The sequence below is a fragment of the Halomonas terrestris genome (genome assembly GCF_049166755.1).
Taxonomy (GTDB): Bacteria; Pseudomonadota; Gammaproteobacteria; order Pseudomonadales; family Halomonadaceae; genus Halomonas.
Window position 1 is genome coordinate 1 of sequence record NZ_JBMHFZ010000012.1, and the last position, 20,689, is coordinate 20,689.

Annotated in this window: 18 protein-coding genes; 14 read left to right on the plus strand and 4 right to left on the minus strand. The window is 67.0% G+C overall.

Annotation, left to right across the window (positions count from 1 at the left end):
- Window positions 1-49: 49 nt before the first annotated feature.
- Window positions 50-1,513, minus strand: a complete 1,464-nt coding sequence (locus ACOMD9_RS12405; RefSeq protein WP_421415303.1) for a M48 family metalloprotease — start codon at window positions 1,511-1,513, stop codon at window positions 50-52.
- A 150-nt stretch (window positions 1,514-1,663) separates the two neighbouring features.
- Here ACOMD9_RS12405 and ACOMD9_RS12410 point away from each other — a divergent pair, with 150 nt between their 5' ends.
- Together ACOMD9_RS12410 and ACOMD9_RS12415 are read left to right on the plus strand one after the other, a co-directional pair.
- Window positions 1,664-1,912: a sulfurtransferase TusA family protein gene (locus tag ACOMD9_RS12410; protein ID WP_421415306.1), complete on the plus strand. Its 249-nt coding sequence runs from the start codon at window positions 1,664-1,666 to the stop codon at window positions 1,910-1,912.
- Entirely contained in the window at window positions 1,909-3,009 is a 1,101-nt protein-coding gene (locus ACOMD9_RS12415; RefSeq protein WP_421415309.1) for an AI-2E family transporter, read from the plus strand. Before ACOMD9_RS12410 ends, ACOMD9_RS12415 begins: the two co-directional genes overlap by 4 nt.
- Before the next feature lie 51 nt (window positions 3,010-3,060).
- On the opposite strand, the gene ACOMD9_RS12420 is transcribed toward ACOMD9_RS12415, so the two are convergent.
- Entirely contained in the window at window positions 3,061-3,537 is a 477-nt protein-coding gene (locus ACOMD9_RS12420) for a peroxiredoxin (protein WP_421415312.1), read from the minus strand.
- 222 nt (window positions 3,538-3,759) lie between these two features.
- Between ACOMD9_RS12420 and dapA the strand changes: the two genes are divergently transcribed.
- From dapA to ACOMD9_RS12445, 5 genes are read left to right on the plus strand one after another with little or no spacing between them, the layout of a single operon-like run.
- Window positions 3,760-4,644, plus strand: a complete 885-nt coding sequence (gene dapA, locus ACOMD9_RS12425) for a 4-hydroxy-tetrahydrodipicolinate synthase (RefSeq protein ID WP_421415314.1) — start codon at window positions 3,760-3,762, stop codon at window positions 4,642-4,644.
- 48 nt (window positions 4,645-4,692) lie between these two features.
- A complete protein-coding gene (locus ACOMD9_RS12430) occupies window positions 4,693-5,658 on the plus strand; it encodes a lipoprotein, NlpB (RefSeq protein WP_421415317.1) in 966 nt (321 codons plus the stop codon).
- Window positions 5,659-5,669: 11 nt separating this feature from the next.
- Window positions 5,670-6,461, plus strand: coding sequence for an MBL fold metallo-hydrolase (locus ACOMD9_RS12435; protein WP_421415320.1), 792 nt, complete (start codon window positions 5,670-5,672; stop codon window positions 6,459-6,461).
- Window positions 6,462-6,501: 40 nt separating this feature from the next.
- On the plus strand, window positions 6,502-7,215 hold the full coding sequence (gene purC, locus ACOMD9_RS12440; protein WP_421415322.1) for a phosphoribosylaminoimidazolesuccinocarboxamide synthase: 714 nt from the start codon (window positions 6,502-6,504) through the stop codon (window positions 7,213-7,215).
- Window positions 7,216-7,266: 51 nt separating this feature from the next.
- Window positions 7,267-9,630: a PAS domain-containing protein gene (locus ACOMD9_RS12445; protein WP_421415325.1), complete on the plus strand. Its 2,364-nt coding sequence runs from the start codon at window positions 7,267-7,269 to the stop codon at window positions 9,628-9,630.
- Window positions 9,631-9,938: 308 nt separating this feature from the next.
- On the opposite strand, the gene tsaA is transcribed toward ACOMD9_RS12445, so the two are convergent.
- Window positions 9,939-10,682 carry a tRNA (N6-threonylcarbamoyladenosine(37)-N6)-methyltransferase TrmO gene (tsaA, locus tag ACOMD9_RS12450; RefSeq protein ID WP_421415326.1) on the minus strand — a complete coding sequence of 248 codons (744 nt, stop codon included), beginning with the start codon at window positions 10,680-10,682 and terminating at the stop codon, window positions 9,939-9,941.
- 127 nt (window positions 10,683-10,809) lie between these two features.
- Between tsaA and ACOMD9_RS12455 the strand changes: the two genes are divergently transcribed.
- On the plus strand, window positions 10,810-11,325 hold the full coding sequence (locus ACOMD9_RS12455) for a GNAT family N-acetyltransferase (protein WP_421415329.1): 516 nt from the start codon (window positions 10,810-10,812) through the stop codon (window positions 11,323-11,325).
- Between the two features lie 176 nt (window positions 11,326-11,501).
- Here ACOMD9_RS12455 and nadC read toward each other — a convergent pair whose 3' ends face one another.
- On the minus strand, window positions 11,502-12,362 hold the full coding sequence (gene nadC, locus ACOMD9_RS12460) for a carboxylating nicotinate-nucleotide diphosphorylase (protein WP_421415330.1): 861 nt from the start codon (window positions 12,360-12,362) through the stop codon (window positions 11,502-11,504).
- Window positions 12,363-12,449: 87 nt separating this feature from the next.
- Between nadC and ampD the strand changes: the two genes are divergently transcribed.
- The 6 genes from ampD to ACOMD9_RS12490 all read left to right on the plus strand — a co-directional run bounded on the left by ampD (window position 12,450) and on the right by ACOMD9_RS12490 (window position 20,681).
- Window positions 12,450-13,046 (plus strand): 1,6-anhydro-N-acetylmuramyl-L-alanine amidase AmpD, encoded by a 597-nt coding sequence (gene ampD, locus ACOMD9_RS12465; RefSeq protein WP_421415332.1) that lies wholly within the window; start codon window positions 12,450-12,452, stop codon window positions 13,044-13,046.
- A gap of 334 nt (window positions 13,047-13,380) precedes the next feature.
- Complete coding sequence (gene aceE / locus ACOMD9_RS12470) at window positions 13,381-16,053, plus strand: pyruvate dehydrogenase (acetyl-transferring), homodimeric type (RefSeq protein ID WP_421415334.1); 2,673 nt, start codon at window positions 13,381-13,383, stop codon at window positions 16,051-16,053.
- Window positions 16,054-16,115: 62 nt separating this feature from the next.
- The gene (gene aceF, locus ACOMD9_RS12475; protein ID WP_421415337.1) at window positions 16,116-18,104 is read left to right on the plus strand and encodes a pyruvate dehydrogenase complex dihydrolipoyllysine-residue acetyltransferase; all 1,989 of its coding nucleotides are present in this window, start codon (window positions 16,116-16,118) and stop codon (window positions 18,102-18,104) included.
- A gap of 222 nt (window positions 18,105-18,326) precedes the next feature.
- Window positions 18,327-18,983 (plus strand): adenylate kinase, encoded by a 657-nt coding sequence (gene adk, locus ACOMD9_RS12480; RefSeq protein ID WP_421415340.1) that lies wholly within the window; start codon window positions 18,327-18,329, stop codon window positions 18,981-18,983.
- A 232-nt stretch (window positions 18,984-19,215) separates the two neighbouring features.
- On the plus strand, window positions 19,216-19,920 hold the full coding sequence (gene tsaB, locus ACOMD9_RS12485; protein WP_421415343.1) for a tRNA (adenosine(37)-N6)-threonylcarbamoyltransferase complex dimerization subunit type 1 TsaB: 705 nt from the start codon (window positions 19,216-19,218) through the stop codon (window positions 19,918-19,920).
- The gene (locus ACOMD9_RS12490) at window positions 19,917-20,681 is read left to right on the plus strand and encodes a class I SAM-dependent methyltransferase (RefSeq protein WP_421415345.1); all 765 of its coding nucleotides are present in this window, start codon (window positions 19,917-19,919) and stop codon (window positions 20,679-20,681) included. The genes tsaB and ACOMD9_RS12490 overlap by 4 nt, the downstream gene beginning before the upstream one ends.
- Window positions 20,682-20,689 lie beyond the last annotated feature (8 nt).

A 20,689-nucleotide genomic window follows, 5' to 3' on the forward strand; every position in this document is an offset into this window, starting at 1 on the left:
CCAGCTTCCAGCTTCCAGCTTCCAGCTTCCAGCTTCCAGCTTCCAGCTGTCAGAACTTCTCCAGCGTTTCCCGGTAGCCGAGGAAGTCCTTGCGGCGCTGTTCGATGCGGCTGGCGGCGGTGGTGTCGCCTTCGCGTTCGGCGACCCCCTTGGCCACGCCGAGCTGGCGGATAGCGCTGTCGATGCGCCCGGTGAGCTGCATCTGCTCGGCGCGGGCCAGGTGCCCCCAGGCCTCGCGATCGCTGCGCCCGGCGGCCTCGGCCAGCAGGGTGAACACCTGGGGATCCTCGGGGCGGCGCTCGGAGAGGTCCCGCAGTACCCGCCAGGCCTCGTCGGGGTCGCGCTGCAGCAGCGCCTCGCCGAGCAGGCGGGAGGTGGGCACATGGCCGGGCATCAGCCTCAGCTGGCGGCGACTGCGTTCGATGGCGTCGTCGTAGCGACCGGCCTCGAACGCCACCTCGGCGGCCGAGGCGGGCAGCATCGCCAGGTCGGGATGCGCCCGGGCCAGGGCGTCGATCTCGCGCAGGGCGGCGTCGGTCTCGCCGCGCTCGGCGTCGATCAGCGCCGCCAGGTAGCGCCGAGCGTCCTCCGGGGCACCTCCCTGGGCCAGCCGGGTGGCGGCCTGTCGCGGGTCGCGGGAATGGATCGCCAGCAGCGCCCTGGCCCTCACCAGGGCATACTGAAGGGACGGGTCGCGCGGGCTGTCGATCCCCAGCTGGCTGGCACGATCCTGGGCATCGCTGAGGCGCGATTCGGTTACCGGGTGGGTCAGCAGGAACTCCGGCGGGTTGCCGCCCTGCAGGCTCGCCATGCGCTGCATGGCGCGGAACATGCGCACCATGGCCTGGGGGTCGTAGCCGGCCCGGGCCATGGCCTGGAGGCCGATGCGGTCGGCTTCCTGCTCGAAGCGTCGCGAATAGGCCAGCTGGTCCTGGATGAAGGCAGCCTGGGAGCCCATGGCCACGCCGATACCGGCATCGCCGCCCCCGCCGGCGGCGATCAGCATGCCGGCGAGCATGGCCGCCATGGCGGGAATCTGGGTCTGCTCGGCACGGGCCTGGCCGCGGGCATGGTGGCGCTGGGAGAGATGGCCGAGCTCGTGGGCCAGCACCGAGGCCAGGGCGGCCTCCTCGTCGGCGAAGGCGAACAGGCCGGCATTGACGCCGATCACCCCGCCCGGCACGGCAAAGGCATTGAGCATGCGGCTCTCGACCAGGGTGACGACGGTCGTGGTGCCCACCAGGCCGCTGTGGGGCAGCAGGCGCGCGACCAGGGATTCGACATACTCCTGGGCGATGGGGTCGTCCCAGCCCGGGGCGCGAGCCCGGAACTGCCTGAGCCAGGCGCGGCCCAGGCGTACCTCTTCGCCGCTCACGGCCTGGCTGCCACTGCTGGTCAGGCTGGGCAGGCCATAGTCGCCGCTCGACCGGTTGTCGATCCACTGGCCGGTGGCGGGCAAGGCGAGCGCCAGGCTCAGGGCGCCGACGGCAAGACAGCTTGTGGTACGGTGCATGGCCATCCTCTTGGGCGGATCAGGCGGCGGGCATCCTCCTCCGACATTGATTCGTCCCGTAAAGTGCCTTTAAATCTCAAGGGGTTTCATGTCGAGCGGCGTCCTGCCTGACGCCCGGCATGCCCTGAATGCATTCTCCCGGGAGACAACATGGCTGTGCAACCTGATGACGTGCTCGATGCCCGCGGTCTTCCCTGCCCCTTGCCGCTGCTCAAGGCCAAGCAGGCGCTGGCGCGACTCGAGCCGGGCCAGCTTCTCGAAGTGATGGCCACCGACGCGGGCTCCTGGCGTGACTTCGAGACCTTCATCGAGCAGAGCATCCACGAGATGCCGGCCAGGGAGGAGCGTGGCCCGGTCTATCACTACTGGATCCGCAAGGGCGGGGAGCACGCCTCATGACCCTGCGGGCGGTCTTCAAGAGCTGGATCGATCACTACTTCTCCGACGAGGAGGCGGTCATCCTGCTGGTGGTGCTGGTACTCGGGTTCGCCGCGGTGATCTGGTTCGGGCGAATGCTCGCTCCCTTCTTCACCGCCCTGGTGATCGCCTTCCTCCTGCAGGGGGCCGTGAGCTGGCTGGAACGTCGCCACGTGCCCCACCTGCTGGCGGTGACCCTGGTGTTCCTGGGCTTCATCGGCATGCTGCTGGCGCTGGCCTTCATCCTGATGCCGCTGATCTGGAACCAGCTCGTGAGCCTGGTCCAGGAGACGCCGCGCATGTTCGCCAGCGGCCAGCAGCTGCTGGACGACCTGCAGGAGCGCTACCCCAACCTGGTCACGCCCGACCAGATCCAGAACTGGATCGCCGTGGCGGGGCGCGAGATGACCCAGTTCGGGCAGCGTGCGCTGACGCTGTCGCTGGCCTCGCTGGGCAATGTCCTGGCGCTGATCATCTACCTGGTGCTGGTGCCGATCCTGGTGTTCTTCATGCTCAAGGACCGCGAGAAGCTGGTGAACTTCACCCTCTCGCTGCTGCCCCAGAACCGTGGCCTGATGACCCGCATCTGGCAGGAGATGGACGACCAGATCGCCAACTACGTGCGCGGCAAGTTCATCGAGATCATCATCGTCGGTACCGTGGCCTTCATGACCTTTGCCTACTTCGGGCTGCCCTATTCGGCCCTGCTGGCGGTGCTGGTGGGCTTCTCGGTGCTGGTGCCCTACATCGGCGCCGCCGTGGCCACCCTGCCGGTGGCGGCGGTGGCGGGCTTCCACTTCGGCATGACCAATGAGTTCCTCTACGTGGTGATCGCCTACGGCATCATCCAGGCGCTGGACGGCAATGTCCTGGTCCCGATCCTGTTCTCCGAGGCGGTCAACCTGCATCCGGTGTCGATCATCGTGGCGGTGCTGTTCTTCGGCGGGATCTGGGGCTTCTGGGGGATCTTCTTCGCCATTCCGTTGGCGACCCTGCTCAAGGCGCTGGTCTATGCCTGGCCCCGGGGCATCAAGCGGCGCCATCAGAACGAGGCGGTGGAATCCCTGGCCGAGGAGTGAGGCCGGGCCGGCTCCCGCACCGCACATGCATCGGGCGGTGCGGGAGGACGGTCAGGAGGCGCCGTGCAGCTCCCGGGCGGCTTCCAGCACCTCCTCGACGTGGCCGGGCACCTTGACGCCGCGCCACTCCCGGGCGAGCCTGCCCTCGGCGTCGATCAGGAAGGTGCTGCGCTCGATGCCGAGGTGCTCCTTGCCGTAGAGCTTCTTGAGCTTGATGACGTCGAACAGCCGGCAGACGGTCTCGTCCTTGTCCGAGAGCAGCGCGAAGTTGAAGCCCTGCTTGGCCTTGAAGTTCTCCTGGGCGCGGAGGCCGTCCCGGGAGACGCCGAGAATCACGGTGTTGGCGGCATCGAAGGCCTCCTTGCGGTCGCGGAAGTCGCCGCCCTCGGTGGTGCAGCCCGGGGTGCTGGCCTTGGGATAGAAGTAGACCACGACCTGCCTGCCCTTCAGCTCGGAGAGGGTCACGGTGGTGTCGCCGGTGGCGCTGGCGGTGAAGTCGGGCACGGGCTGGCCGATGCTGACGCTCATGGATAGGCTCCTGCTGCTGTCTGCTGATGGGGAGTGGCACTCGATTACACGCAACCGCACCCCTGCTGTCAAAGTCTCGCCTGCCCGTGCTGTACAGACTTTGATCGCCTGAGTACCATCTACCCCTTGGCGAGGGTGCCATTGTCCGAAGCGTGTCCCCGCAGTCAGGGGATGGTTGACACAGCCGTCGTATCGCGTAGTCGTATCGAGAGGAATGAGAGGATGATCACTGGCAGTATCGTCGCCCTGGCGACGCCGATGAAGGTCAATGGCGACATCGATTGGGAGGCGCTGCGCCGCCTGGTGAACTTCCACCTCGACAACGGCACCGATGGCATCGTCGCTGCCGGTACCACCGGCGAGCCCACCACCATGTCCTTCGCCGAGCACTTCGACGTGATTCGCGCGGTGGTGGAGGAGGTCGACGGGCGCATTCCGGTGATCGCCGGCACCGGTGCCAACGCCACCTCCGAGGCCGTCGAACTGGCCCGTTACGCCAGCGAGGTGGGGGCCGACTACTGCCTGTCGGTCTGCCCCTACTACAACAAGCCGACCCAGGAAGGCCTCTACCAGCACTTCAAGGCGGTGGCCGAGGGCAGCAAGCTGCCGGTGATCCTCTACAACGTGCCGGGGCGCACCGCCAGCGACCTCTACAACGAGACCGTGCTGCGCCTGGCCGAGGTCGACAACATCATCGGGCTCAAGGATGCCACCGGCAACCTGGAGCGGGCAGAAGACCTGATCTCGCGCCTCGAGGGCAGCGGCTTCATGCTCTATTCCGGTGATGACGGCACCGCCTGCGACTTCATGCTGATGGGTGGCCATGGTGACATCTCGGTGACCGCCAACGTGGCGCCCAGGGCGATGCATGATCTGTGTGCCGCCGCCGTGGCCGGGGACGCCGACCGCGCCCACCAGATCAACACCCGCTTGATGCCCCTGCACACCAATCTCGGTATCGAGTCGAACCCCATCCCCGTCAAGTGGGCGCTGCATCGCATGGGCCTGATCGAGCCCGGCATTCGTCTACCGCTGACATGGCTGTCCGAGAAGTACCACTCCACCATCAGCGAGGCCCTCCAGCTGGCGGGGCTGATCGACGACTGATCGGTGCTCGGCTGCCGGAACCTGGACAACTGGATGCAAGGTAGACGCATGAACTCTGCGCTGAAATGGATGCCGCTGGTGGCGGCCATCGTCCTGGCGGGCTGCGCTCGCCCCGACGGCTACTACCACGATCGCAACGTCGACTACGCCGAAGCACGTGACAGCTCGCCGCTGGTGCTGCCCGAGACGCGTGATCCCGCTCGCTACCGCGACGCCATGCCGGTACCCGAGGCGGCCGGCGACTTCCGGGCGCCGGATGGCCGCTTCAGTGTCCCGAGCCCCCCGCCGCTGGCGGCCGGGCGGGCCACCGAGCGCGATTTCGTCGAGCGCCGCAACATCGGCCGTGACAGCTGGCTGGTGGTCGGTGCCGATCCCGGTACCGTCTGGCCACAGCTCGAGGAGTTCGCCCGTACCCGTGGCCTGCAGGTGACCGCCAGCGACACCTCTCGCGGCGTGATCGAGACCAGCCAGGCGCGCATCCGCGTGCGTCAGGGGCTGCGCGCCGGCGACAGCGAGGTGCGCTGCGACCAGGGCGGCGCGCCGGTGGCGGCCTGTCTCGAGGCGATGGAGCAGTACTTCAGTGCGCGCAGCGCCTCCGCCAGTTCCTCGTCGCTGGCCGCCCAGCGCCTGGCCGGCGAGGAGCGCCTGCGCGTCGAGCAGCAGGGCGACGAGTGGCGGGTGGTGGTACCCCTGGACATCGATCGCACCTGGGCCGAGCTCAGCCACCAGCTGCAGCTCGACTTCACCGTGGAGGAGCGTCGCGAGCTGCTCGAGGGCGACCCCGAGGCCCACGACTTCCTGATCAGCTACATGACGCAGACCGAACGCAACCGCAACCCGCTGCAGGTCGCCTTCAGCCCCGACGTGCGGCAGATGTCCCAGCAGATCCGCCTGGTACTGGAGTCCGTCGGCCCCGAGCGGACCGTGCTGCGGGCCGAGAATGCCAGCGAACGTGCCTTCAGCCCCGAGGACCAGCGCGAGCTGCTCGAGCGGGTCTCGGGCCTGCTGCGCTGATGGGGGGTCGGGTGGTCGAGCCGAGCCCACCCGCCGGTACGCTGCGCTTCGGCTCCCTGGGCAGCGGCAGCAAGGGCAACGCGACCCTGGTCAGCGACGGCGAGACCCACCTGCTGGTCGACTGCGGCTTCGGCCTGCGCGAGACCGAGCGGCGGCTGGCCGGCTTCGGCCTGCATCCGCGTCAGCTGGATGCGGTACTGGTGACCCATGAGCATGGCGATCACGTGCGCGGGGTCGGCCCCCTGGCGCGCCGCCACGGCGTGCCGGTCTACCTGACCCCGGGCACCTGGGCCTCGGGTCGCCTCGGCGTGATTCCCGGGCACCACTGGATCACCCCCCAGGCGCGCTTTGCCATCAAGGGGGTCGCCATCGACCCGGTCACCGTGCCCCACGACGCCCGGGAGCCGGTTCAGTTCCGGTTCCATGCGGCGGGGCGCAGCCTTGGCGTGCTCACCGACCTCGGCCACCCCACCGACCACGTGGCCGAGGCCTTCGCCGGTTGCGACGCCCTGGTACTGGAGTGCAACCATGATGTGCGCATGCTCGCCGAGGGTCCCTATCCCCCGCGGCTGAAGCGCCGGGTGGGCGGGGACTGGGGGCACCTGGCCAATGCCCAGGCGGCGGCCCTGCTGGCCCGGCTGGGCCTGGACCGCCTGCAGCGCATCGTCTGCTCGCACCTTTCCGAACACAACAACCGCCCCGAGCTGGTGCTGGAGGCCCTGGTGCCGCTGCTCGACGGCGATGAATCGCGGCTGATGGTCGCCCGCCAGGACGAGAGCCTGGCGTGGCAGGCGATCGGCTGACTTCCCATACTTTCGCTATTCGCAGCCTGTGGAGGCTCCCATGGAAAAGCGTCAAGAACTCTACGCCGGCAAGGCCAAGTCGGTCTTCGCCACCGATGACCCGGAGCGTGTGGTCCTGCAATTCCGCGACGACACCAGCGCCTTCGATGGCGAGCGCATGGAGTCGCTGGCTCGCAAGGGCCTGGTCAACAACCGCTTCAACGCCTTCATCATGGAGACGCTGGCCGCCGCGGGGATCCCCACCCACTTCGAGAAGCGCCTCTCCGATACCGAGAGCCTGGTCAAGAAGCTCGAGATGATCCCGGTGGAGTGCGTGGTGCGCAACATCGCCGCCGGCGGCCTGGTCAAGCGGCTGGGGGTGGAGGAGGGCAAGACGCTGACGCCGCCCACCTTCGAGCTGTTCCTCAAGAACGATGCGCTGCACGACCCGATGATCAACGAGTCGCTGGCCGAGACCTTCGGCTGGGCCACGCCCGAGCAGCTCGCCGAGATGAAGGCGCTGACCTTCCGGGTCAACGAGGTGCTCAAGCAGCTGTTCGCCGACGGCGACCTGCTGCTGGTCGACTACAAGCTGGAGTTCGGCCTGTTCCAGGGCCGGCTGGTGCTCGGCGACGAGTTCTCGCCGGATGGTTGCCGGCTGTGGGATGCCGAGACCCGCGAGAAGCTCGACAAGGATCGCTTCCGCCAGGGGCTGGGCGGGGTGATCGAGGCCTACGAGGAAGTGGGGCGGCGGATCGGCGTCAGCTTCGACTGACGGCGCCGAGGACGCGATCGTTGCTGCCGGGGCATCAGGGAGGACCTGAGCATGTCAGGCGATTCACTCCGTAGTAGCGCTGCCATCTTCGAGCATGCCCCTGTTGGTCTTGCCGGGTTGGATGTGGAGGGCGTCCTGGTGCAGGTGAATACCCACTTTGCCCACCTGCTCGGTTGTCGGATCGAGCAAGTGGTGGGGTGCCGGTTGCACGACCTGATCATCGAACCCTACGGTGTGGAGTTTACTGCTTGTCTGGCCGACATCGCTCGCGGTGCTGAGGTCGAGGGTCGTCTCGAAATCCCGGTCAGGCATGGTGACCGCGACATGACCTGGGTAACCATGACCCTGGTTCGGATGGGGGAGTCTCTTGAGCAAGGGCCAGGGATATCCTCGATGATCGTGGACATCAGGGAGCATCATGGTCAGGCGAGTCAGACGCTAGTGGATCGCCTGATGCAGGCCAGCCCGGCGGTGGTCTATACGATGCGGCCTGAAAACCTGGCAACCATGACCTTCGTCAGTCAGAACGTGGCGAATGTTACCGGTTGGTCGCCGCAGGCGATTGCAGGCCGGCCTGACTGGCTGGAGGAGCATGTCCATCCGGAAGATTTCCAGAGGGTCTATGATGATCTGACCCGCTGGCTCGCGCGTGATGCTCCCGGTTATGCCCGGATCCACTATCGTCAACGCACTCCGGAAGGTCGTTGGCAGTGGCTGGACGATCAACTGACGACGGTCCGGGATTCCCGGGGCCGTGTCGTCGAACTGGTGGGGGCCTTTCGCGATGTCACCGACCGGGTCGAAATCACCCGGCGCCTGGAAAAGCTTGCTCGCAATGTCCCGGGTGTGCTCTTCCAGTATCGCCAAGATCCCGACGGGCAGGCCCACTTCACTTATGCAAGCGAGGGTGCGCTCGATATCCTTGGCCTGCCTCATGAGGAGATGGAGGCCGATGCCGCGAAGGCATTCGACCGAGTCCATCCTGACGACCTACCGACGCTCCTGGCCAGCATCGAGAAATCACGATGCCAACTGACTCCCTGGCAGTTGCGACTGCGTTTCCTGCATCCGCAACGTGGCGAAATCTGGCTGGAGGGGCGTTCTTCGCCGGAAGAGGAAGAGGGTGGAAGCGTACTCTGGCATGGCGTACTCCTGGATATCTCCAGGGAGGTGGTAGCCGAGAAGGCCTTGCAACAGAGCCGGGCGGAACTGGCAGAAGCCCAGCAGCTGGCCCATCTGGGTAGCTGGGTATGGAGTGTCGACACAGATGACCTTCGCTGGTCAGAGGAGATGTTTCGGATCTTCGGTGTGACGTCTGACGCCTTTATCCCGACCTTCGAGGGGTTCATGCAACGGGTCCACGATGAGGACCGTGAACGCGTCAGGGCAGCGGTGGGCGAGGCTCTGACAGGGTCACCTTACGAGATCGACTTTCGGCTCCTGCGGCCAGATGGCTTCGAGCGCATCGTGAATGCCCGGGGGACGGTCGAGTTCTCCACCAACGAGCAGCCGCTGCGCATGATTGGGTCGGTGCTGGACGTTACCCGCCTTCGAGCGATGGAGGCCGAACAGCGACTGCTTGCCGCCACCTTCCACAGTAGCCAGGCAATCTTCATCACGGATTCAGACGGCACGATCCAGCGGGTCAATCCCGGGTTCACGGCCCTCCTGGGATATACTCCCGATCAGGTGGTTGGCCAGAATCCTCGCGTCTTCCACTCTTCTAAGCAAGGCCCCGAATTTTATAGGAATATTTTTGATCATATAGAAGAAAAAGGGTACTGGGAGGGTGAGATCTGGAACCTTCACCGCTCGGGGAAGGTGATTCCCCTACATGAGTTCATCACGGCTATCTATGATCCCGGCGGTCGGCTCGAGCATTACATCGCGACCTTCTTCGATATCAGCCGACAGAAGGAACTGGAGAGCCGCCTTGAATATCTCGCCTTGTATGACCCGCTCACGGAGACAGCCAATCGACGTCACATCGAGCCCCTCATGGAGCATGAGGCTCGCAGGGCAAGCCGTTACGGTAATCCCTGTTCCCTGGTGATGCTGGACCTGGACCACTTCAAGTCAGTCAATGACACCTTCGGTCACGATCTCGGCGACGAGATACTGCGCAGGGTCGTCGCGACCCTGGAGGAGCGGCTGCGCGACACCGATGTCCTGGGACGCTGGGGAGGAGAGGAGTTCATTGTGCTGCTACCCGATACGAATGGCGATCACGCCAAGGAAGTGGCTGAACAGCTTCGCCTTCGTGTCGAGCGAACGGAGATGCCCAAGGCGGGACGTGTGACGATCAGCCTCGGGGTATCCGAATATCATCCTGAAGAGTCCATCAAGGACTGGGTCAAGCGAGCGGACGATGCCATGTATTCAGCCAAGAAGGCAGGCCGCAATCGAGTGGGATGAGACCGCTCGGCATCTCCCGGCGAATGTGCCTGGCTCAGCCGTAATTTTCCTGGACGACCCGGTAATGCCCGTGGTCCTTGCCGAGGTAGAGGGCGTCGTCGGGCCGTTGGAGAAAGTTCTCCCTGTTTCGTCGTTCTCGTTGTAACCGACAGCGTCACCGGTGACGGATGTCAGGAACGTCTTTCCGGCATCTGTGCCGAACGGCCATGCCGGAGGTTGCTTCCCTAGGCACTTTCGCGACTCGCAGATGACTCTTTCAGAATTGCACACATGGAGGGGCTATAAGGAACTGCCGGGCCCTTCGTCGTTTACGGGGCGGATGCCGCGACGATCTCCACGACCCATTGCCGGATGTCGCCGGCCGGATCGGCCTCGGCACGAAAGCGCACGTCCACGTCACGCAGGCGTACGCCGTAGATCCGTGACTCGGCGCCGTTGCGGTAGGCCGGGCGAGGATCCTGGGCCAGCACCTGGGTGATCAGCTCGTGCAGCGAGTCGCCATCGCCACGGGCCGCCAGCGTCGCCTCCGCCTCGGGCGAGAAGTGGACCGGGAAGTGGGGCGGCGCCTGCGGGGCGAAACCGGTGCGGGCCTCGGGCCGGGCTTCCGCCCAGGGCAGGTAGGGCTTGATGTCGAGTACCGGGGTGCCGCTGACCAGGTCGGCACCGCGCAGCAGCAGGCAGACCCCGTCGCGGGTATCGATGCCGAGGAGTTCCACCAGCGACAGCCCCAGGCGGTTGGGCCTGTGCGTGCTGCGGCTGGCGAAGACCCCGACCCGGGCGTTGCCGCCGAGGCGGGGCGGCCGCACCAGGGGTGTCCAGCGCTCGGGGCTGAGGTGGAAGACGAAGGTCAGCCAGAGGTGGCTGAAGGCCGCCAGGCCCCTCACCGCCAGCGGGTCGTCGTAGGGCGGGGTGAGCACCAGCCTGGCGCGGGCCGCCGGGGCCAGGCCGGGCTGGCGGGGAATGCCGAACTTGTCCGGGTAGTCGCTCTCGATGACACCGATGGGTGTCATCGAGAAGCCCGACGGGGCGGGAGAGGAGGGCGTCGTGGTCATGGCGCGATTATGCCCGTTCGGCGTTGGCCGGGCGAGGGGATTGGCCGCGGCGTCAGGCTTGTGTAGGCTGCTGCTCGGCACCCAGGGTGCCGCATTCGACCCCCGACCCAGCACAGGGCAGACACCGATGAGCCAGACCACCACCGAGCGGACGCCGCGGATTCTCTATCGTGCCGCCCTAGCACGGGATGCCGCCGACCAGTCCGAGGTCTTCCACCATGCCGTGATGCAGGGGGCCAGTGCCCATTATGGACTGGCCGAGCGCGAGGCCTGGGCAGCGGTCCTGCCGCGGGAGGCCAGCGCCTGGGCGGCGCGCCAGGCATTGTTCACCACCCTGGTGGCAACCTGCGACGGTCGCTGCGTGGGTTTCCTCGAACTCGATATCCCCCGGGGGCGCATCGAGACGCTCTATGTCTGGCCCTCGCTGGCCCGCCGCGGTATCGGTTCTACCCTGCTGGTGCATGCCGAGCGCCTGCTGCTCGAACACGGGGCGGGGCGGGTGCGCATCGAGGCCAGCCTGATGCTCGCCGAGAGCCTGCTGCGCCGGGGCTGGCGGGATCTCGGCACGGAGTGGGTGGAGCGCGGCGGCGAACGGCTGTGCCGCCGCCGGCTGGAGAAGCCGCTCACCGCCGTCGAGACCTGAACTTCGTGAGTTCACCAGGATGACCGAGGGGAGCCGGGGGCAGGCCGAAGAGGAGGTCCGATTGCAGGGAAGGAATCGGTAGCGCCCAGGGACGGGTTCACAGCGCCTCCTCTCAGGCCTGCCTCCGGATCAGCCCCGCTGCCGAGACGCTTGGAGATCGACTTCGATGGACCGGCCTAGTCGACCAGCCGCATCGACAGGTCGATGGCCTTGAGGTCCTTGGTCAGGGCGCCGCTGGAGATGCAGTCCACGCCGGTCTCGGCGATGGCGCGCAGGGTCGTCTCGTCGACGTTGCCGGAGGCCTCCAGGGTTGCCCGCCCCGCGTTGCGCTTCACCGCCTCGCGCATGTCGTCGAGCGAGAAGTTGTCGAGCATCACGATATCGGCGCCGGCCGCGAGGGCCTGGTCCAGTTCGTCGAAGCTCTCCACCTCCACCTCCACCGGCAGATCGCGGGCGATGTTGCGCGCCTCCTTCACTGCCGCCTCGATACCGCCGCAGGCGGCGATGTGGTTCTCCTTGATCAGGAAGGCGTCGTAGAGGCCGATGCGGTGGTTGTGCCCGCCGCCGCAGGTCACCGCGTACTTCTGCGCCAGACGCAGGCCGGGCAGGGTCTTGCGGGTATCCAGCAGGCGCACCCCGGTGCCGGCGAGCAGGTCGACGTAGTGGCGGGTGCGGGTGGCGGTGGCCGAGAGGGTCTGCAGCAGGTTGAGCGCGGCGCGCTCGCCGGTCAGCAGGCTGCGGGCGGGGCCCTCGAGCTCGAGGAGGGCCTGGCCGGCCTCGAGTCGGTCGCCGTCGGCGGCACTCCAGCGCAGCGTGACGCTGGCATCGAGGCGACGAAACAGTTCGTCGACCCAGGCCACGCCGCACAGCACGGCGGTCTCGCGGGTGATGACCCGCGCCGTCGCCCACTGCTGATCGGGGATCAGCTGGGCGGTGATGTCACCGGGGCCGACATCCTCGGCCAGCAGCCGGGCGGCGCTGTCGCGGATCTCTTCGCCGAGCTTCTGGTGATAAAGAGGGGCATCCTGATAATGCATGGCGGGCCTGTCACTCTCCAGGGGGTGCGATGGACGTTCGAGGCGTCCATTATAGGGAATCTACGCGGAAGACGTCAGGGGAAGACAATGCCGATCGATGCGGGGTGGCTGTCAGGGGCGCGCCGGGTGCCGTCGCCCAACCGTGATGCTCGCCCCGAGGGCGAGGTCTCGCTGCTGGTGCTGCACTCCATCAGCCTGCCCCCCGGCGAGTTCGGCGGTGAGCACGTCGAACGCCTGTTCACCAACCGCCTCGACCCCGAGGCTCACCCCTACTTCGCCGCCATCGCCGCACTGCGGGTCTCGGCCCACCTGCTGATCCGGCGTGACGGCGAGTGCGTGCAGTTCGTGCCGTTCGGGGATCGTGCCTGGCACGCCGGCCGTTCGCGCTGGTGCGACAACGGCTGGCCGCGAACCGCCCTCAACGACTTCTCCATCGGCATCGAGCTGGAAGGCGACGAGGTCACGCCCTATACGCTGGCCCAGTACCGGGCGCTGGCGGCAACCACTGCCGAGCTGCTGGCCACCTACCCGGCGCTGACCGCGCACCGCATCACCAGCCATGCCCGAGTGGCGCCGCTGCGCAAGAGCGATCCGGGCCCGGCCTTCGATTGGGCCTACTTTCGCCAGTTGCTGGGTGCGCAATGTTGGAAAGACTACGCAGTTCGTGGCGGGAGATGGGCCTGATCGCTCACGCCGGGTGGCACGCTCGATTCATACGGTAGTTCGGCTACAACTGCTTGCCCTTGGTCGAATTCATGGCCTTTACGTCCACGTAATGCCTTGTGCTGCGGCGCAATGCCGGTTTTTTGAAAAACATTTCCATTGATGCTTGAATTGGCAGGACGGGACGTTTACGGTATCTTCTCCGGCATCAGCGGCGGGTATGCCGAGCCGTCTTGTAAAACTACTACACCACCCCCCGACATGCGGCGTGCACAGCATCTCCACAAGAGATAGCACCCATGCCCCCTGCGTTGCGGGGCAATCGACACCCCCATCGTCATTCGGAGAGACGTCTATGAGTCTGGAGACAAGAGAGGATCTCGATCCGATCGAGTCCGCGGAATGGTTGGATTCCCTGGAATCGGTACTGGATCGCGAGGGCGAGGAACGTGCCCAGTACCTGCTGACCCGCCTGGCCGACCGCCTGCGTCGGGATGGCATGCAGGTGCCCTTCTCGGTGACTACCCCGCATCGCAATACCATACCGGTGCACCGCGAAGCGCCGATGCCGGGCGATCTCTTCATGGAGCGGCGCATCCGCTCGCTGATCCGCTACAACGCCATCGCCCAGGTGATCCGCAACAACCGCGCGAATCCGGGCCTGGGCGGCCACATCGCCAGCTTCATGTCGGCGGCCACCCTCTACGATGTCGGCTTCAACCACTTCTTCCGGGCCCCCAGCGGCGACTTCGAGGGCGACCTGGTCTACATCCAGGGTCACGTGGCCCCCGGCGTCTATGCCCGTGCCTACCTGGAGGGGCGCCTGACCGAGGCGCAGATGGACAAGTATCGCCAGGAGGTGGACGGCGACGGCCTGTCGTCCTATCCGCACCCCTGGCTGATGCCGGACTTCTGGCAGTTCCCCACGGTCTCCATGGGCCTGGGCCCGATACAGGCGATCTATCAGGCGCACGTGATGAAGTACCTTGACTCCCGTGAGCTCAAGGACATGCACGATCGCAAGATCTGGTGCTTCATGGGCGACGGCGAATGCGACGAGCCGGAATCCCTGGGGGCCATCTCCCTGGCCGGACGCGAGAACCTCGACAACCTGATCTTCGTCATCAACTGCAACCTGCAGCGCCTCGACGGCCCGGTGCGCGGCAACTCGCGCATCATGGACGAGTTGGAGGGCGTCTTCCGCGGTGCCGGCTGGAACGTGCTCAAGGTGGTCTGGGGGCGCCTGTGGGACCCGCTGTTCGAGAAGGACAAGAAGGGCATCCTGCAGAAGCGCATGGACGAGGCGGTCGACGGCGAGTACCAGAACTACAAGGCCAACGGCGGCGCCTATACCCGGGAGCACTTCTTCGGCAAGTACCCGGAGACCGCCGAGATGGTCAAGGACATGTCCGACGAGGACATCTGGAAGCTCAACCGCGGCGGCCACGATCCGTTCAAGGTCTATGCGGCCTACCACGAGGCGGTCAATACCAGCAACGGCAAGCCCACCGTGATCCTGGCGCACACCGTGAAGGGCTACGGCATGGGCGGTGGCGACGGCGAGGCGGCCAACGAGGCGCATCAGGTCAAGACCATGGAATACGAGGCGCTGCGCAAGTTCCGCGATCGCTTCGGCATTCCGTTGACCGACGAGCAGCTCAAGGAGGTGCCGTACTACAAGCCCGAGGACGACTCCCCCGAGCTCAAGTACATGCACCTGCAGCGCGAGCGCCTGGGCGGTTACCTGCCGCAGCGGCGCAGCGACTTCGAGTCCCTGGCGATCCCCTCGCTCGAGGACAAGACCTTCGCCTCCCAGCTCGGCGGTTCCAAGGGTCGCGAGATCTCCACCACCATGGCCTTCGTGCGGGTCCTCAATGGCCTGGTGAAGGACAAGAAGATCGGCAAGCAGGTGGTGCCGATCATCCCCGACGAGGCCCGCACCTTCGGCATGGAGGGGATGTTCCGCCAGCTGGGGATCTACACCTCGGAAGGCCAGCAGTACGAGCCCGTCGACAAGGGCCAGATCATGTACTACCGCGAGGACAAGCAGGGCCAGATCCTCGAGGAGGGCATCACCGAGGCGGGGGCCATGTCGGCGTGGATCGCCGCGGCCACCTCCTACAGCAACAACAACCTGACGCTGCTGCCGTTCTACATCTACTACTCGATGTTCGGCTTCCAGCGTGTCGGCGACCTGGCCTGGGCGGCGGGTGACCTGCAGGCGCGCGGCTTCCTGGTCGGCGGCACGGCCGGTCGTACCACCCTCAACGGCGAGGGCCTGCAGCACCAGGATGGCCACAGCCACATCCAGGCGTCGACGATCCCCAACTGCCGCAGCTACGACCCCACCTATGCCCACGAGGTGGCGGTGATCGTCCAGGACGGCCTGAAGCGCATGTTCACCGACAAGGAAAACTGCTTCTACTACCTGGCGGTGATGAACGAGAACTACGAGCATCCCGCCCTGGAGGAGGTGCCTGCCGAGGACATCATCAAGGGCATGTACCTGCTGCGCGAGACCCAGGGTGACAAGGGCCGCGTGCAGCTGATGGGCTCCGGTACCATCCTGCGCGAGGTCGAGGCGGCCGCCGAGCTGCTCGCGTCCGACTGGGGGATCGGCGCCGACATCTGGAGCGTGACCAGCTTCAACGAGCTGCGTCGCGAGGCGCTGGGCCTGGAGCGCGAAGCGTTCCTGAACCCGGAGGCCGAGCCGACCAAGCCGCACGTCACCCGGTGCCTGGAGGGGCGCCAGGGCCCGGCCATCGCCTCCACCGACTACATGCGGCTGTTCGCCGACCAGGTCCGCGCCTGGGTGCCGACCGACTACCATGTACTGGGGACCGATGGTTACGGGCGCTCCGACACCCGCGAGAAGCTGCGTCGCTTCTTCGAGGTCGACCGTCACTTCGTCACCGTGGCCGCGCTCAAGGCACTGGCCGACCGCGGTGAGCTGGAGCGCAAGGTGGTGGGTGAAGCGATCGAGAAGTACGGCATCGACCCCAACAAGCCCAATCCGCTGACCAGCTGATCCGGTGGCACGGCGGGCCGAGTGCCCGCCTGTTCCAGGCACGATTTGGAAGGAGCGCGACCTTGAGTAGCGAAATCATCAAAGTTCCCGACATCGGCGGCAGTGAAGATGTCGAAATCATCGAGATCGCGGTGTCGGAAGGCGACGTGATCGAGGCCGAGGACACCCTGATCACCCTGGAATCCGACAAGGCCAGCATGGACGTGCCCGCTCCCAGGGGCGGCAAGGTCATCAAGGTGCTGGTCAAGGAGGGGGATACCGTCTCCGAGGGCGACGACATCGTCGAACTGGAGGCGGAGGGTGCCGGGGATGGCGAGGCCGAGGAGCCGGCAGACGCCGCCCCCGAGCCGGCACCCGGCAAGGCGCCGGAGCCCGCCGAGGAGAAGCCTGCGGCCAGGGCCGGCGGGGGCAAGCGCAGCGTGGAGATCAAGGTGCCCGACCTGGGTGGCTCCGACAACGTGGAGATCATCGAGGTGGCGGTGGCCGAGGGCGACGAGGTCGCCGAAGAGGACACCCTGATCACCCTGGAGTCCGACAAGGCCTCCATGGACGTGCCCAGCCCCCATGCCGGCAAGCTGGTATCCCTGGCCGTGAAGGAGGGCGACACCGTCTCCGAGGGTGACGTGATCGGTACCATGGAGGTCGCCGGCGAGGGCGGCGATGACGCCGAGGCGCCCGCCGAGCCGGCCCGGGCCGCTGCCGAGCCCGAGCCCGAGGAAGCGCCGGCCGAGGAGGAGGCGTCCGGCGGCGAGCCGGAGCGCAAGGAGATCCTCATACCGGATCTCTCCGGCGCCAGCGACGTGCCGGTGATCGAGATCGCCGTCGCGGTGGGCGACGAGCTCGACGAGGAGGATCCGCTGATCACCCTGGAGTCCGACAAGGCCTCCATGGACGTGCCGAGCCCCTACAAGGGCAAGCTGGTGGAGCTGACCGTCAGGGAGGGCGACACCGTCTCCGAGGGGGATCTGATCGGCTATATCGAGGTGGCGGGCAGCAAACCTGCGCCCAAGGCGGCCGCCAGGCAGGCGGAGCAGAAGGCCGAGGCGCCGAAGGCCGACAGGCCGGCACCGACCCCGGCCGGCACGCCCAGCCCCGAGGCCCAGATGGCGGCCCACAAGCCCCGCGACGGCAAGCTGGTTCACGCCGGCCCCGCGGTGCGCATGCTGGCCCGTGAGCTGGGCGTCGACCTGGGGCTGGTCAAGCCCTCCGGTCCGAAGGAGCGGGTGCTCAAGGAGGACGTCCACGCCTACGTCAAGCAGGCGATAGCCGCCCAGTCCCGGGGCCCCGCCGCGTCGCCTGCTGCCCAGGGTGGCATGGGCATCCCGCCGGTCCCCGAGGTGGACTTCAGCCAGTTCGGCGAGGTGGAAGAGAAGCCGATGGGCCGCCTGATGAAGATGGGCGCCACCAACCTGCACCGCAGCTGGCTCAACGTCCCTCACGTCACGCAGTTCGACGAGGCGGACATCACCGAGCTGGAGGCCTTCCGCAAGTCGATGAAGGCCGAGGCGGAGGCCCAGGGCGCCAAGCTCACGCCGCTGCCCTTCCTGGTCAAGGCCTGCGCCCTGGCGCTGAAGGCGTACCCCCAGTTCAACGTCAGTCTCAAGCCGGACGGCGAGACCCTGGTATGGAAGAAGTACGTCCATATCGGTGTGGCGGTGGATACCCCGGACGGCCTGATGGTCCCGGTGATCCGCGATGCCGACAGCAAGTCGCTGATCGATATCGCCAAGGAGTCCGTCGAGCTGGCCGGCAAGGCCCAGTCGAAGAAGCTCAAGCGCGAGGAGATGACCGGCGGCTGCTTCACCATCTCCAGCCTCGGCTCCATCGGCGGCACCGCCTTCACGCCGATCGTCAACGCCCCGGAGGTCGCCATCCTCGGTGTCTCCAAGGCCTCGATGAAGCCGGTATGGGACGGCCAGGCCTTCCAGCCACGGCTGATGATGCCGCTGTGCCTCTCCTACGACCACCGGGCGGTCAACGGGGCGGATGCGGCCCGCTTCACCGCCTTCCTGGCACAGGCGCTGACCGACATCCGCCGGATGCTGCTCTGAGCCGGGCCATGACGGCGCCTTCGGGCGCCGTCATTCCTTCCCGCCCCGGTCGGGGAAGACCAAAGTGCTATTCGGATGACAAATCCTTGATGCCAAGGATTTTTTTTCGTTACTGGGCGCAGCCTGCGAGCCGGCTGGCTTGTCTGGTGTCGGCGCCGCGGTTATCGTTCGTGACATTCATTTTTCCAACTCCAGGCTTTTTACCAATCGAGGAGCAGCAAGATGCGTTTGATCCTGTTGGGCGCCCCGGGTGCCGGCAAGGGCACCCAGGCCCAGTTCATCTGCGAACGATTCAATATCCCGCAGATCTCCACCGGCGACATGCTGCGCGCTGCGGTCAAGGAAGGCAGTGAGCTGGGGCTCAAGGTCAAGGAGATCATGACCAGCGGAGGCCTGGTGTCCGATGACATCATCATCGCCCTGGTCAAGGAGCGCATCGCCCAGCCTGACTGCGAGAACGGCTTCCTGTTCGACGGCTTCCCGCGCACCATCCCCCAGGCCGACGCCATGAAGGAAGCGGGCGTCAAGCTCGATCACGTGCTGGAGATCGCCGTCGAGGACGAGGAGATCGTCAAGCGCCTGGCAGGCCGTCGCGTGCACCCGGGCTCCGGTCGTGTCTATCACGTCGAGTACAATCCGCCGAAGGAAGCCGGCAAGGATGACGTCACCGGCGAGCCGCTGATCCAGCGCGACGACGACCGCGAGTCCACCGTGCGCAACCGCCTGGCGGTCTACCACGAGCAGACCGCGCCGCTGGTCGACTACTACCAGGCCTGGGCGGCGCAGGACCCCGAGGCCGCGCCTGCCTACCACCGCGTGGAGGGCGTGGGCAGCGTCGATCAGATCACGGCGCAGGTGCTCAAGGCCCTGGAGGGCTAACCACGCCATGCCTGCCGGGGCTTTCCCGGCGACAGGCCTGCGGGGAGGCGCTGTGAACCCCTCCCTGGGCGCTACTTTTTCCTTCCCTGGAAAAAGACCTCCCCTTCGGCCTGTCCCCGGCGCCCCTTGCCCGCTACGACGTGAGTTCCCTGGCCCGCCATAGGCGGGCCATCGTCGTTTCTGGCCGGGCCACGTATAATGACCCCCCATTTTGCTGTGATGGCCGAGTCCCATGTCGATCCTGCTGGCCCTGGATGCCTCCTCGAGCGCCTGTTCGGCCGCCCTGCTGCGCCGCCGCTCGGGTGCCAATGACGAACTGCTCTCCCGCTTCGAGATGACCCCCCGCGAGCACACTCGCCGGCTGCTGCCGCTGGTCGACGAGGTGCTGGCGGAGGCCGGCATCGCCCCCTCGGCACTGGATGCCGTGGCCTACGGCCGTGGCCCCGGCTCCTTCACCGGCCTGCGCATCGCCGCCGGTGCCGCCCAGGGGCTGGCCTATGGTCTCGATCGCCCGCTGATCGGGGTCTCGACGCTGGCCGCCCTAGCGCTGGGTGCCCACCGTCGCCACCACTTCCGCTGGCTGGTCACCGCCCTGGATGCGCGCATGGGCGAGATCTACGTGGCGGCCTGGCAGTGTCGTGACGGTCTTCCCGAGCCGCTCTCCGAGGAGGCCGTGATGCCGCCGTCGCGGCTGCGCCTGCCGGCGGGTCATGAGGACCAGGACTGGGTGGGGATCGGCTCGGGATGGGGACTCTGGGACGCCATGCCCGTCGCCGTGCAGGCGGGTATCGGCCAGCGTCTGCCGGAGGTGGAGGCGGACGCCGCCGACATGGCGCTGCTGGCCATGCAAGACCTGGAAGCCGGCCGGGGACGGCCGGCCCATCTCGTCCAGCCGGTCTACCTGCGTGACCAGGTGGCCTGGAAGAAGGCGCGATGAGCCAGCGGCCACCGCTGGCAGTGCGGGGAGACGGGCTGGCCACGCTGGCCGGGCGATTCGGCTTGCCTTTGGGTGGCGACGCGGAAGTGACCCTCGAGCGCCGCGACGGGCGCCTGGTGCTGGCCGGTGACCCGCGGCGCTACGGCAACCCGCTGGCGGTGGATTTCGTCGCCGGCCGGGCGGCCCACCGGCGCCGCTTCGGTGGTGGCCGTGGACAGCTGATCGCCCGTGCCTGCGGCCTTGGCAAGGGGGTCACCCCCTCGGTGGTGGACGCGACCGCCGGGCTTGGCCGGGATGCCTTCGTGCTGGCGAGCCTCGGTGCCCGGGTGCTGCTGGTCGAGCGGGTGGCGGCCATCTTCGCCCTGCTCGAGGATGGCGTGGCACGGGCCCTGGCCGATCCCGAGACCGCCGGGATCGCCGCCCGGATGCACCCGGTCCATGGCGATGCCTGTCGCGAGCTCGAGACCCTGGTGGTCGGCGGCGGCGTGGCACCCCAGGTGGTCCACCTCGACCCGATGTATCCCCACCGCGAGAAGTCGGCGCTGGTCAAGAAGGAGATGCGGCTCTTCCGGCTGCTGGCCGGGGACGACGGCGATGCGCCGCGGCTGCTGGAGGCCGCGCTGGACGTGGCCACCCACCGGGTGGTGGTGAAGCGGCCGCGCAAGGCCCCGCCCATCGCCGGCCGCGCTCCCCAGCATGTGATCGAAGGCAAGACCAGCCGCTATGACCTCTACGTCCACCGCTCCCTGACCCGGGACTGAGCGCGCGC

Excerpts from the sequence above, each read along its gene's own strand:
- ACOMD9_RS12405 (WP_421415303.1), bottom strand. The coding sequence starts at position 1,513 with ATGCACCGTACCACAAGCTGTCTTGCCGTCGGCGCCCTGAGCCTGGCG.
- ACOMD9_RS12410 (WP_421415306.1), top strand. The coding sequence starts at position 1,664 with ATGGCTGTGCAACCTGATGACGTGCTCGATGCCCGCGGTCTTCCCTGC.
- ACOMD9_RS12415 (WP_421415309.1), top strand. The coding sequence starts at position 1,909 with ATGACCCTGCGGGCGGTCTTCAAGAGCTGGATCGATCACTACTTCTCC.
- ACOMD9_RS12420 (WP_421415312.1), bottom strand. The coding sequence starts at position 3,537 with ATGAGCGTCAGCATCGGCCAGCCCGTGCCCGACTTCACCGCCAGCGCC.
- dapA (WP_421415314.1), top strand. The coding sequence starts at position 3,760 with ATGATCACTGGCAGTATCGTCGCCCTGGCGACGCCGATGAAGGTCAAT.
- ACOMD9_RS12430 (WP_421415317.1), top strand. The coding sequence starts at position 4,693 with ATGAACTCTGCGCTGAAATGGATGCCGCTGGTGGCGGCCATCGTCCTG.
- purC (WP_421415322.1), top strand. The coding sequence starts at position 6,502 with ATGGAAAAGCGTCAAGAACTCTACGCCGGCAAGGCCAAGTCGGTCTTC.
- ACOMD9_RS12445 (WP_421415325.1), top strand. The coding sequence starts at position 7,267 with ATGTCAGGCGATTCACTCCGTAGTAGCGCTGCCATCTTCGAGCATGCC.
- tsaA (WP_421415326.1), bottom strand. The coding sequence starts at position 10,682 with ATGACCACGACGCCCTCCTCTCCCGCCCCGTCGGGCTTCTCGATGACA.
- ACOMD9_RS12455 (WP_421415329.1), top strand. The coding sequence starts at position 10,810 with ATGAGCCAGACCACCACCGAGCGGACGCCGCGGATTCTCTATCGTGCC.
- nadC (WP_421415330.1), bottom strand. The coding sequence starts at position 12,362 with ATGCATTATCAGGATGCCCCTCTTTATCACCAGAAGCTCGGCGAAGAG.
- ampD (WP_421415332.1), top strand. The coding sequence starts at position 12,450 with ATGCCGATCGATGCGGGGTGGCTGTCAGGGGCGCGCCGGGTGCCGTCG.
- aceE (WP_421415334.1), top strand. The coding sequence starts at position 13,381 with ATGAGTCTGGAGACAAGAGAGGATCTCGATCCGATCGAGTCCGCGGAA.
- adk (WP_421415340.1), top strand. The coding sequence starts at position 18,327 with ATGCGTTTGATCCTGTTGGGCGCCCCGGGTGCCGGCAAGGGCACCCAG.
- tsaB (WP_421415343.1), top strand. The coding sequence starts at position 19,216 with ATGTCGATCCTGCTGGCCCTGGATGCCTCCTCGAGCGCCTGTTCGGCC.
- ACOMD9_RS12490 (WP_421415345.1), top strand. The coding sequence starts at position 19,917 with ATGAGCCAGCGGCCACCGCTGGCAGTGCGGGGAGACGGGCTGGCCACG.